The sequence below is a fragment of the Spartinivicinus marinus genome, from assembly GCF_026309355.1.
Taxonomy (GTDB): domain Bacteria; phylum Pseudomonadota; class Gammaproteobacteria; order Pseudomonadales; family Zooshikellaceae; genus Spartinivicinus; species Spartinivicinus marinus.
The window spans coordinates 5041121-5053516 of the sequence record NZ_JAPJZK010000001.1; the positions used below are offsets into that span (position 1 = coordinate 5041121).

Annotated in this window: 12 protein-coding genes; 3 read left to right on the top strand and 9 right to left on the bottom strand. The window is 44.8% G+C overall.

Features of this window, described 5'->3' with window-relative positions:
• Window positions 1-40 precede the first annotated feature (40 nt).
• From OQE68_RS22615 to OQE68_RS22645, 7 genes are all read right to left on the bottom strand, one after another.
• The gene (locus OQE68_RS22615; protein ID WP_180567460.1) at window positions 41-856 is read right to left on the bottom strand and encodes a secretin N-terminal domain-containing protein; all 816 of its coding nucleotides are present in this window, start codon (window positions 854-856) and stop codon (window positions 41-43) included.
• Complete coding sequence (locus tag OQE68_RS22620; RefSeq protein ID WP_180567459.1) at window positions 853-1869, bottom strand: GNAT family N-acetyltransferase; 1017 nt, start codon at window positions 1867-1869, stop codon at window positions 853-855. Before OQE68_RS22620 ends, OQE68_RS22615 begins: the two co-directional genes overlap by 4 nt.
• A complete protein-coding gene (locus OQE68_RS22625; RefSeq protein ID WP_180567458.1) occupies window positions 1844-3019 on the bottom strand; it encodes a cupin domain-containing protein in 1176 nt (391 codons plus the stop codon). Before OQE68_RS22625 ends, OQE68_RS22620 begins: the two co-directional genes overlap by 26 nt.
• Complete coding sequence (purB, locus tag OQE68_RS22630; protein ID WP_180567457.1) at window positions 3016-4386, bottom strand: adenylosuccinate lyase; 1371 nt, start codon at window positions 4384-4386, stop codon at window positions 3016-3018. Before purB ends, OQE68_RS22625 begins: the two co-directional genes overlap by 4 nt.
• Window positions 4387-4610: 224 nt before the next feature.
• The gene (gene hflD, locus OQE68_RS22635) at window positions 4611-5255 is read right to left on the bottom strand and encodes a high frequency lysogenization protein HflD (RefSeq protein WP_255490797.1); all 645 of its coding nucleotides are present in this window, start codon (window positions 5253-5255) and stop codon (window positions 4611-4613) included.
• Between the two features lie 72 nt (window positions 5256-5327).
• On the bottom strand, window positions 5328-6425 hold the full coding sequence (gene mnmA / locus OQE68_RS22640; RefSeq protein ID WP_180567456.1) for a tRNA 2-thiouridine(34) synthase MnmA: 1098 nt from the start codon (window positions 6423-6425) through the stop codon (window positions 5328-5330).
• A gap of 44 nt (window positions 6426-6469) precedes the next feature.
• Window positions 6470-6916 (bottom strand): NUDIX hydrolase, encoded by a 447-nt coding sequence (locus OQE68_RS22645; protein WP_180567455.1) that lies wholly within the window; start codon window positions 6914-6916, stop codon window positions 6470-6472.
• 374 nt (window positions 6917-7290) lie between these two features.
• Between OQE68_RS22645 and icd the strand changes: the two genes are divergently transcribed.
• Window positions 7291-8550: an NADP-dependent isocitrate dehydrogenase gene (icd, locus tag OQE68_RS22650; RefSeq protein WP_180567454.1), complete on the top strand. Its 1260-nt coding sequence runs from the start codon at window positions 7291-7293 to the stop codon at window positions 8548-8550.
• 290 nt (window positions 8551-8840) lie between these two features.
• Here the strand turns inward: icd and cspD are convergent, their stop codons facing one another.
• Window positions 8841-9134 carry a cold shock domain-containing protein CspD gene (gene cspD, locus OQE68_RS22655; RefSeq protein ID WP_163833209.1) on the bottom strand — a complete coding sequence of 98 codons (294 nt, stop codon included), beginning with the start codon at window positions 9132-9134 and terminating at the stop codon, window positions 8841-8843.
• Between the two features lie 233 nt (window positions 9135-9367).
• On the opposite strand from cspD, the gene clpS reads away from it, so the two are divergent.
• Both clpS and clpA read left to right on the top strand, forming a co-directional pair.
• On the top strand, window positions 9368-9730 hold the full coding sequence (gene clpS, locus OQE68_RS22660) for an ATP-dependent Clp protease adapter ClpS (RefSeq protein ID WP_180567453.1): 363 nt from the start codon (window positions 9368-9370) through the stop codon (window positions 9728-9730).
• Between the two features lie 26 nt (window positions 9731-9756).
• Window positions 9757-12021, top strand: coding sequence for an ATP-dependent Clp protease ATP-binding subunit ClpA (clpA, locus tag OQE68_RS22665; RefSeq protein ID WP_180567452.1), 2265 nt, complete (start codon window positions 9757-9759; stop codon window positions 12019-12021).
• A gap of 53 nt (window positions 12022-12074) precedes the next feature.
• On the opposite strand, the gene infA is transcribed toward clpA, so the two are convergent.
• Window positions 12075-12293, bottom strand: a complete 219-nt coding sequence (gene infA, locus OQE68_RS22670) for a translation initiation factor IF-1 (RefSeq protein ID WP_027706826.1) — start codon at window positions 12291-12293, stop codon at window positions 12075-12077.
• Window positions 12294-12396 lie beyond the last annotated feature (103 nt).

A 12396-nucleotide genomic window follows, 5' to 3' on the forward strand; every position in this document is an offset into this window, starting at 1 on the left:
TAAGCGCCTACCACTGGTTATACCATTCGCACTGGATATATTAAAGCGTATCAATTTTAATAGCGTATTGTGCCTGTTGGTTTGCAGTAGAGTAGTGGCGACTTAATAATTCTTTATTATTGGTTTGGCTGTTGTTGGTAATGCCGCCAAAATTTACCCATTGGCCTAGTGGTGCCGTAAACGCTGTATTGGTTTCTTGTATATCAATGGTTCGCTGCTGTTGTGGATTCACTCGATTATTGTGGCTGTTTAATTGGATATGGGCTTGGTTACCACTGACCCGCACAGTCACATAAAACCCGGCAGTTACATTTTTATAATAAGTACTGCTTTGGTGATAGTTGCCATAACTCGTATGCTCTTTAACGGGGATCTGCTGGCCTACCTGAATAAAAGCAGGCTGTCCTTCCACTGCTCTGACCTGTTTTATCCCATTATTTTGATTGGCTAGTGTGCCATGACGAATAATAACGCGGTTTTTATCAGGTACAGGGTAGGTGTTACTGATGGTGGTATCGCCAATTTTAATCCGTGCCTGAGTATCAAAACCTCGGTCAGTATTCGTTTGACGACTGTTATCGCGTACACTGATTAACAGTTGCTTGATAGGTTTATCAAGCTGATTAATTAACTGGGTAAGTTCTTGATAGTTAGTTGCAGTCGTTTTAATGATTAGGACATTGTTGAAGGTAGTCACTGTACCATTTGCTGCGACTAATGGTTTTAATGTTTCAACCAAATTTTCAGCCGGTTGGTAGCGAGGTTCAAGGGTATAAGTATGTAAGGATTCTCCCCAAGCAAGCTGACAAAATGCCATTACCCCCATTAATGGAGATAAGCGAGAAACTGTTGTCATATGGCTAAATTCCTGAAGTCCGGTGGAATGGTGCTTTTTTCCCAGGCTGAGCGAAATAGCTCATTGTGCTGTTTGACATAGCCAGGGTCGTTAAAGTTCGCTACCGCTTCATAACGATCCCGATCCATAATTTCTAGCCAGCCTAGTCGATCAACTAAAACAGTACCCAAACTATCCAGTGGATAATGTGGGTGGACTAGGTGCACCGCCACCAGGCTGGGTATGCGTTGTTGTAAGGCAAAAAGCGGATGAAACTGGTGTACTAATGGCTGGGTATCTGCCACCAGTATATCTACTCGACTAACTGGGTTACGCCGTGCAAATGTAGACAAACTGGCAACCACAATGGAATGGCCAAATACACTGATATCCAAGTCAGGTGAGAAAACCCGTATATGCTCATCAGCTTGGTTAATTAAGCTAACCAAGTGGTTGATAATGGCGTCATGACCAGTCACATGAACCGGTTCATTGTGCTCACCTAGGATGAAGGGGTGGCCGTTGGCTCCTGTTTTGCCAGCTCGAGGCTCATAATCAGGCTTGTCTGGGGCTTTTAAAATGGTAAATGGCTCGGTATGGGAAGGTGGCATATAAGGCATTGGAGGCCATTGCCCTTGTTGCCAGCAGAGTTGCCAAGTGCCTGAATCTAGCTGACTGAGCCGCTGAAACCCTACAGCTTCAAACCAGCTGACCCAGTTTCCATCTGCCTGACAATGTAGCTGAGTGATGGCTTGGTCAGCCACTTTATCAATGACAAACTTGAGTAACTGTTGACCTAAACCTTGATGCCGATAGCTGGGGTTGACCCATACATGATCAATTCGATGAGGATCACCTGCTAGTAGCCAAACAGATGCAACCAACAGGTCATCCCCTTTTACGATGACATAAGGCACTGCGCTATCAAGCTGGTGAACATCATCGGGTGCTGGAGGTGGCTCAGCAAGTGCCTCAGCCACTGCTTGCCATTGCTCCAGAGATACTGCTTTAAATGCTTCCATCAGTGTCGTCATGAATCGTCACTGTTTCCATTGTCCAAAGAGTTGCAAGAAACGTTAGCACAGCTTCTGATTTCGACTGTAGGTGCTGCCAAGTAACGGAGTGACGTTCGCATAGCCGCTGGACAATAGGCAGTGCTTCTTTCAAAGTGGTGACCGACACACCATCCGCAAACACCAAGAGCTCTTGATTAGTTTCACTATAGGCCAGACGAGCGTCAAGGTTAAGGACGATTTGGTAACCTTCATGTAACAAGTTAGATAATTCTGTTATGGCAGCGGGCTGTAGTTGCTCTTTTGCTAGCACAGGTGGCGTGCTGTACTTGGGCTCAGTCATGTGTTCACCAAACCACTGCCTCAACTTATCTGGCTGGTCAATGATGTTGAGCAGTTGTCGGCGTAGCCGGGCTATAGTGACATCATCAATTTTTCCTGGTTCTTTAGAAGCGCCAAGGTCTGGGTCGTGGTAGCGCTGCTCTGGCACTAGCTCACTGGCGATAAAGTCAGCAAACATGCCAATCATATCGGCGTAAGCCGGTGCTCGAAAGCCAATGGAAAAAGTCATACCCGGTGTCAGAGCGATACCATAGTGTGCCACTTGAGGTGGAAGATAGAGTACATCCCCTGGTTCTAGAGTATAGGTTTGTTCAGCAGAAAACTGCTCAAGCACTTGTAGATCGGAATGGCAAAGTAAAGGTGTGTCACTGTCACAGTGTCCACCTAGTTGCCACTCACGGGTGCCCTCTGCTTGAAGCAGAAATACATCATAGTTGTCATAGTGGGGACCAACACTCCCCCCTGTTGCTGCAAAGCTGATCATGATGTCATCCAAGCGCCAGCGGGGTAGGAAACTGACGGTCTTCAGCAGTTCAGCCACTTCGGGGACCCAATGATCAACTGCCTGGACCAATAAAGTCCAGTCTTTCTCGCCCAACTCGGCAAAGGTTTCTTCAGTAAAAGGGCCTCGGCGTAAAGCCCAAGGCTGTTCCCCTACTTGGGTTTGGATAATTCGTGACTCTATGTCTGGCTCTAATGCTAAGCCTGCTAGTTCGTCGGGGGTGATGGGCGCTTCAAACTGTGGAAGCGCCTGTTTAATTAAAAGAGGTTGTTTTTGCCAGTAGTCTTTTAGAAAAGTGGCTGCTGGCAGTTTGCCCAGTAAGCTCATTCAATCCCCTTGGCCTGGTCTACAGCATTACCAATATAGTTGGCTGGTGTCAGCTGCTTAAGCTGAGTTTTTACCTCTGCAGGCAGTTCAAGGGTATCCACAAACTCAGCTAACGTGGCTTGGGTAATCGCTTTACCACGAGTTAAGGCCTTCAGCTTTTCATAAGGCTCAGGAATATCATAACGACGCATCACGGTTTGAATGGGCTCGGCTAATACCTCCCAGGCATTATCGAGGTCTTCAGCCAGTCGAGCTTCATTGGTTTCCAACTTGCTGATACCTTTCAGGCTGCTTTGAAAAGCAATCACGCAGTGGCCAATGCCTACACCTAAATTACGTAAAACAGTTGAGTCAGTTAAGTCACGTTGCCAGCGGGAAATGGGTAGTTTGCTAGACAAATGTTGGAAGATGGCATTGGCAATGCCCAGGTTGCCTTCAGAGTTTTCAAAGTCAATGGGATTAACCTTGTGAGGCATTGTCGAGGAGCCCACTTCGCCAGCCACGGTTTTCTGCTTGAAGTAGCCCAGCGAGATATAGCCCCAAACATCACGGTTATAGTCAATCAAGATCGTGTTGAAGCGGCTGATCGCATCATACAGTTCAGCGATATAGTCGTGAGGCTCAATTTGGGTGGTATAGGGGTTCCAGGTAAGCCCTAAGCTTTCAACAAACTGCTGGGCATTAGCTTGCCAATCAACATCAGGGTAAGCCGACAAATGGGCATTGTAGTTACCTACTGCGCCGTTAATTTTACCCAGTAATGGGATTTGCTTAAGTTGGGTCAGCTGGCGGTTGAGCCTGGCTACCACATTAGCCATTTCTTTGCCTAAGGTAGTGGGAGAGGCTGTTTGGCCGTGGGTACGAGATAACATAGGTAAATCAGCAAACTGAACAGCGAGTTGCTTGATTGCGGTAGTCACTTGCTCCATTTGAGGAATCAATACTTCACTCAGCCCAGCCTGTAGCATTAAACCGTGAGATAGGTTGTTGATGTCCTCTGAAGTACAGGCAAAGTGGACAAATTCGCTGATAGCGGCAAGCTCAGGATAGTCAGCGAGTTTCTCTTTAATGAAGTACTCAACCGCTTTAACATCGTGATTAGTTGTACTTTCAATGGCTTTTACCCGCTCGGCGTCTGTAACTGAAAAGTTGTTCAGAAGGGCGTCCAGCACTTGGTTTGCTTCTGTTGAAAGGGTAGGCACCTCACTAATACCAGGGTGCTTGGCAAGCTGCTGGAGCCAGCGAACTTCTACGATAACCCGGAATCGAATCAGGCCATATTCGCTGAAAATAGTGCGTAATGCCTCAGTTTTATTGCCATAACGGCCATCAATGGGAGAAATTGCAGTGAGTGCAGAGAGTTGCATAGGTGATTGTCCACAGCTTTAGGAAGGGTTGCAAAACTATTGCACTTGCAAATACTACGTTAAAAACCAACTCAAAATGCGCGTTTATTTGATGTAAACGCCACTTTCTCATCGATTTTTGCCTTGTCTTTGCTGCGCTCATAACGTTTTGTGGCACCCTCATGGGTTTAAAAAATAGGTTTAAATAAATGGGTCAAAATTAATATCGTTATTTCACCTGCTTGTTAATAGCCAAGCTGGTTTAGGGCTGACAGTAATCTCTTGCGATAAATCAGTAGATGCCAACGTCGACCACCGACCTGATGCCAAAGCATGGCAGCTCTTACCCCTGCCAGCAGCGTTGCCCGGATTTTATCGGCATTGGTTTGCTGCTGTAAGTACTGAGGGTCACCAGTCACCTGAATTCTTGGCCGGAAAGTACTGACAGTATCAAGATATAGTGATGCCAGGTTGGCCATGACATTAACATGGTTAACACCAAAGTGAGCTACCTGGTCTTGTACTTGCGTTAGTCGCTCACTAATGGTTCGGAGCATGCCAGATGCTTTGCTCAGTTTGCGCTCCAGATGAATCAAAGTCAGCGCATAGCGAATGGTATCGGTATGGGTGGGCTGGCTACCTGTCCGCTCAAGAATTTGCTTGAGAATATTAAAGCCAATCGTTAATCCAGATAACCCATTGAAAACGGCTTCTACATTTTCTGGTTGCGTGCATAAAATACTGTTAATGGAGGTATCCAGCGCATCAGTTGGTGCTTGACCCTGTTTTGCAATTTGTTCCACCAGGTGGCTGGCTTGAAATATGCCAGCTAAAGCAATCAGTTGGTTATGATAGTTGTGGGAGGCCATATCACTTTGTACTTTTAACATTCATGGTATGCTTTAAGGGGTACAGCTTAAGCAGTACAACTTGTAATGTATTGCTTGTTAAGTACTAGTTTGTTAATCGCTACTTGCAATTACCCCACCACCTAAACAAATTTGATCGTCGTAAAACACCACCGACTGGCCAAGGGTGACTGCCCGCTGTGGTTGATCAAAGGTTGCTTGATAGTCACCGTTAGGCAGCTGCTCTAGCAAGCAGGGTTGATCCTGCTGACGATAGCGAATTTTTGCCGTTAGTCGTGCAGGCAGGCTGGGTGGTTCACCCGCTACCCAGTCCACAACAGGTGCAGTGAGCCGTTGGGCAAAAAGTAATGGGTGGTCAGTCCCTTGAACGGCAATCAGCACATTGCGGTTCAAGTCTTTAGCTGCAACATACCAGGGGGCTTCTTGGGCGCCTTTCAGACCGCCAATTCTTAACCCTTGGCGTTGGCCAATAGTGTGATACATCAAGCCTTGATGCTGGCCAATAATGTCACCTTCAGGGGTTTCGATATTGCCAGGCTGGGCAGGTAGATACTGCTTTAAAAAGTCACTAAAACGGCGCTCACCAATAAAGCAAATGCCCGTACTGTCTTTTTTATTGTGAGTCACTAAGTCGTGCTGTTCGGCTAAAGCCCGTACTTCGGGTTTGGTTAATTCCCCGACAGGGAACAGGGTTTTGGCAAACTGTTCGGTGCCAACTGCATGTAAAAAGTAGCTCTGATCTTTGTTATGATCGAGCCCTCTGAGCAGGCAGGCTTTACCCTCTATGATGCGTTTACGGGCATAATGGCCGGTGGCGATATAATCTGCGCCTAATACCACGGCATAATCGAGAAAGGCTTTAAACTTAATTTCTTTATTACAGAGGATATCAGGGTTAGGCGTTCGCCCTGCCTGATACTCATGTAAAAAATGTTCAAATACATTATCCCAATATTCAGCAGCAAAATTGGCTGTGTGTAAGGGGATTCCCAATTTGTCACAAACTGCTTGAGCATCAGCTAAGTCTTGCTTGGCGGTACAGTACTCTGTGCCATCATCTTCCTCCCAGTTTTTCATAAACAGCCCTTCAACCTGATAGCCTTGCTCTTTTAGCAAGAGGGCTGAAACGGAGGAGTCGACACCACCGGACATACCAACGACAACGCGGGTGGGGTGATTATCATCAACCATTATAAAACCAAACCATATACATCATGTTAAAAAAGCCAGCTATTCTACTCATCCTCGTGAATAACTGCCAATGGATAACGTATTCCTGCAAGATAGTCTTTAATACATTCTACGACCAGTGGGCTACGCAGGTGAATACTAGGTTGGCTGAGTTGTTCCAAACTTAACCAATGAGTGGCTTCAATATCTGGGTCGAGCCTATGGGCAGGATGATGCTGAACAGGTTTGGCAATAAAACAGTAGCGGTGGAAGGTAAGGTCACTGGTGGGTGGTCGATAAATATATATGCCCAAAAGGTAACTCGGTTTTACCTCCCAGCCGGTTTCTTCTAATGTTTCTCTGATAGCAGCGTCAACAATTTTTTCATTAGCCTCTATATGACCAGCGGGCTGGTTAAAAACGAGTTGGCCTTTCACCTGTTCACTGACGGTTAAGAAGGTTTGATCTTTTTCTACAATGGTGGCAACAGTGGCTCTTGGGGTCCAAATCATAACGATTGTCTCTGGATACTCAGCAGCGAGTAAGTTGAATAGTTGTTAAATGTTGGCTAAAAATCAACGACAAGAGAAAGGAAAAGCAGTTGTTGTATAAATGTAAAAAATAACCGGGATTAATGAGGTTTATGTAATAAAACTACAAATACTGTCATAATACCCGACAAAATAGGGTCAGTTCATACTGTCGTGAATGAATGAGTTTTTATTAACTGTTATTTTAGCGGCAAAGTAAGGCTTGGTTCTTATACTATAGACGAAGGGCTAACCAGAAAAACAGGTGGCAACTTGTAGAATAACTACAGCAACCACCCTGTTTTAGTGTTTGATAGACCCTGACAATTCACCTAACCAGAAAAACGGAGTAGAGAATGGGATACCAAAAAATTCAGGTACCAACGACAGGCGAGAAAATTACCGTTAATGCTGATAACTCCCTGAATGTACCTAGCAATCCTATTGTTCCTTACATTGAAGGGGATGGTATTGGGGTTGATGTATCACCTGCCATGATCAAAGTGGTCGATGCTGCTGTTCAAAAAGCTTATGGTGGTGAGCGTAAGATTTCTTGGATGGAAGTGTATGCAGGCGAAAAAGCCACTCAAGTATACGATGAAAACACATGGTTACCTGAAGAAACCTTAGAAGCATTTAAAGAGTTTGCAGTCGGTATTAAAGGCCCACTAACTACACCGGTTGGTGGTGGCATTCGTTCGCTGAATGTTGCGCTTCGTCAAGAGCTGGATTTGTATGTTTGTCAGCGCCCTGTCCGCTGGTTCACGGGTGTACCAAGCCCACTGGTCAATCCTGAAACTGTCGATATGTGCATTTTCCGCGAAAACTCTGAGGATATTTACGCGGGGGTTGAGTGGAAAGCAGGCACGCCAGAAGCTGATAAAGTCATTAAATTCTTCAAAGAAGAAATGGGTGTGACCAAAATCCGCTTTGACACCAACTGTGGTATAGGCATTAAACCTGTTTCAGAAGAAGGCACTAAACGTTTAGTACGTAAAGCGATTCAGTATACCATCGATAATGATAAAGCTTCTCTTACTTTGGTACACAAAGGCAACATCATGAAGTTTACTGAAGGTGCTTTTAAAGAGTGGGGTTATGAGTTATCGCAGCAAGAGTTTGGTGCTGAGTTATTAGATGGGGGCCCATGGTGCACCTTTAAAAACCCAAAAACGGGTAAAGAAATTGTGGTTAAAGATGTGATTGCCGATGCCATGCTGCAGCAAATCTTGCTACGTCCAGCAGAGTATGACGTGATTGCCACCCTTAACCTAAATGGTGACTATTTATCCGATGCACTGGCTGCAGAAGTGGGTGGTATTGGAATTGCTCCAGGTGCCAACTTAAGTGATACTGTGGCTATTTTCGAAGCGACTCATGGTACAGCACCTAAATATGCTGGGCAGGATAAAGTGAACCCAGGGTCATTGATTCTATCTGCTGAAATGATGCTGCGTCATATGGGCTGGACAGAAGCGGCTGATTTAATCATCAAAGGTATGGAAGGCGCGATTTCAGCTAAAACCGTTACTTATGACTTTGAGCGTTTGATGGATGGTGCTAAGTTGCTGAAGTGTTCTGAGTTTGGTGATGCTATGGTTGAGCATATGGGCTAATTGAGGCGCTTTTTGTTTGCACTACCTAACGGTCAATTCATAGATCAATTATTAATAGCGATCAATTAATAGACGGCTAGGTGGTCATTACAAAATTGTTTAAAAAATTGTTGATGGTTAATTGTTGTACTTTAACTGTAGGGTAATAATCAGTAGAGAATTAGCGGTTGATTAATACAAATAAATAGCAACCCATTCATACCAAAAAGGGTCTTAATTCCAAATGGTATTAAGACCCTTTTTGTTAGTTGCTGTAAACAGCAATTATTATTGTTGTTAATTTGTTATTGTTAGTCTTCTAATGCTGCTTCCTCTCGCTGGTTAAAAGTGGATACTTTCACACCTGGCTCTGAAACTGCTATCGAGCCTCCGGCATCCTGGGGTAAAGGAACAATATTAATGGCATGCAATCCCTTCGGGCCTTGAAGGATATCAAAGTTGACGGGTTGGCCTGCTTTTAAGGTTTTGTAACCATCCATCTCAATCGATGAGTAGTGCACAAACAGGTCTTCGTCACTGTCCTCTGGTAAAATAAACCCATACCCTTTGGCATTATTAAACCATTTCACTTTACCTGTTGGCATGCTTAATTCCCTCTGCGATAAACTCCTAATTGGAGTAGTTCCTACAACACTATGTCACCTTGTCCCTAGGCAACATAAACGAAAAAAACCATCAATGATGGTTTTAAAACTAGTGTTTAACAAGAGAAGACTTATGTCAAGTAGTTCAAAGCTGCAAAATTTCGATTAACAGAGTTATCATAATAAGAATTCCATAGAATAATTTTTCTTGTGAATAGGGTTGAGTATTAACGATGGGTAAATTAAAAGAACTTCGTCTAACATTAGATAGTGAGGATGGAACCGGCGATCTAGACGAGGACGGACAAGTTGTGGTGGCGCCGGCAAAGCCTGCTTTAAAACCACCCGCTATGTACAAAGTAGTACTCATCAATGATGATTACACCCCAATGGACTTCGTTGTTGAAGTACTACAGTTGTTTTTTAATATGAACTGGGAGAAAGCTACCCAGGTCATGCTAACAGTCCACACACAAGGAAAGGGGGTTTGTGGAGTGTTTACAAAAGATGTTGCTGAAACTAAAGCAGAGCAGGTGACTCAATATTCAAAAGAGAGCCAGCACCCTCTGTTGTGCAACATTGAGAAAGCTAATTAATCAGCGGAACCTAAGGTACCAACGATATGTTGAATAAAGACCTCGAAGTGACCTTGAACCATGCCTTCAAGGATGCTCGTGCCAAACGTCATGAATTTATGACGGTGGAGCATCTGCTGTTGGCGCTGCTGGATAACGATGCAGCAGCCAAGGTATTGAAGGCTTGTGGTGCTGATATGGATCGCTTACGCAGGGACTTAACTGACTTCGTCGACTCAACCACACCCTTAATTCCTAGTAATGAAGATGATCGAGAAACGCAGCCTACGCTGGGGTTTCAGCGGGTATTGCAACGTGCCGTATTTCATGTGCAAAGTTCGGGAAAAAAGGAAGTGACTGGCGCCAATGTATTGGTCGCCATTTTTAGTGAGCAAGAGAGTCAAGCCGTTTACTTCCTCAAACAACAAAATATCGCCAGAATAGATGTGGTTAATTTTATTGCCCATGGTATTTCCAAAGTATCAGGCGCAAGTAGTGATCAAGAGGAAATTGGTCATGAGCAAGGCGATGATGAGGCTGCAACAGAAACGGGCACGTCATCGAATCCACTAGAGAACTTCGCCACTAACCTCAATGAACAAGCTAAAGCCGGTCGGATTGATCCGTTGGTGGGGAGAGATCAAGAGCTGGAGCGGGTAGCGCAAATTTTGACTCGCCGCCGTAAAAATAACCCATTATTAGTGGGGGAGGCGGGCGTTGGTAAAACAGCGATTGCTGAAGGGCTTGCCAAGCGCATTGTGGATGAAGAAGTCCCTGATATTTTGTCAGATGCCACTATTTACTCATTAGACTTGGGTGCTCTGCTTGCCGGTACCAAGTATCGTGGTGACTTTGAAAAGCGGTTCAAGCAGCTGCTGGCAGAGCTTCGTAAAAAAGCCCATGCCATTTTATTTATTGATGAAATCCATACCATTATTGGTGCAGGGGCTGCGTCAGGTGGAGTAATGGATGCTTCTAACTTGCTGAAACCCTTGTTAACGTCAGGTGAGTTACGTTGTATTGGTTCAACTACCTTTCAAGAGTTTCGCGGTATTTTTGAAAAAGATCGGGCGTTGGCGCGGCGATTTCAAAAGGTGGATATTAATGAGCCCAATGTGGAGGATACTTTCCATATCCTCAAAGGGCTAAAACCAAAGTTCGAAGAGCACCACTGTATTAAATACACAGAAACTGCACTGCGGGCAGCGTCTGAGTTAGCTGATCGTTATATCAATGATCGCCATATGCCTGATAAAGCGATTGATGTAATTGATGAAGCGGGGGCTTATCAGCGTTTGCAGCCTGAAAATAAACGGAAAAAAACCATTGGTGTTGGAGATATTGAGTCTATCGTGGCGAAAATTGCCCGGATTCCACCGAAGAATGTATCTGCTTCTGATAAGGAAATCTTAGAAAAACTCGAGCGCAACTTGAAAATGGTGGTGTTTGGTCAGGATGAAGCGATTACTTCACTATCAACTGCAATCAAAATGTCTCGTGCTGGTTTAAAGGCGCCAGAGCGTCCTGTAGGAGCGTTTTTATTTGCTGGACCTACCGGTGTGGGTAAGACTGAAGTAAGTCGTCAGCTGGCTGAGGTGCTGGGTATTGAGCTGGTTCGGTTTGATATGTCTGAGTATATGGAACGGCATACCGTTTCACGGTTGATCGGCGCACCACCCGGTTATGTGGGATATGACCAAGGCGGCCTGTTAACTGAGGCAATCAACAGGCAGCCGCATTGTGTCTTATTAATGGATGAAATAGAAAAAGCCCATCCAGAGGTATTTAACTTGCTGCTGCAAGTGATGGATCATGGCACATTAACAGACAACAATGGTCGTAAAGCGGATTTCCGTAATGTGATTATTGTGATGACAACCAATGCTGGGGCTGAAACGGTTAGTCGTGCTTCGATTGGGTTTACTGAGCAAGATCACTCGACTGATGGAATGGAAGCAATTAAAAAGACTTTCTCGCCAGAGTTTCGTAACCGCTTAGATGCCATTATCCAGTTTGGAAATTTAGATCCAGATGTGATCAAGCATGTGGTTGATAAATTCTTAACTGAACTGCAAACGCAGCTTGATGATAAGAAAGTGCTGCTAGAGGTTGATGAAAGTGCTCTTGCTTGGCTTGCACAAGAAGGCTATGACAAGCAAATGGGCGCACGACCAATGGCGCGGGTCATTCAGGAAAACTTGAAAAAACCGCTGGCAGAAGAAATCCTGTTTGGGCAGTTGGCCGGTAACGGTGGCAAGGTTCACGTCTCAGTAAAAGACGGTATGTTAACACTGGATTATGAGGCAGCTTGAAGCTGCCCTCGCAATCTGGCTCTGGAATAGTGAGCTGGACGTAGCAGATTTAATTAACGGGCACGGTAAGTAATACGACCTTTGCTTAAGTCGTAAGGTGTCAGCTCAACCCTTACTTTGTCGCCAGTTAAAATGCGAATATAGTTCTTGCGCATTTTTCCAGAAATATGGGCAGTCACTACATGACCATTTTCAAGTTCTACACGAAACATGGTGTTTGGCAGAGTGTCAATCACTGTGCCTTCCATTTCAATAGAGTCTTCTTTTGCCATTCGGCTTAGCACCTCAATGCGTTGATTAGCTGAGAAGCTAACTCAGTATAAGTCGGCTAGCTTGATATAGTCTCAATATAAGCTAGCTGATTTATATCAAGAT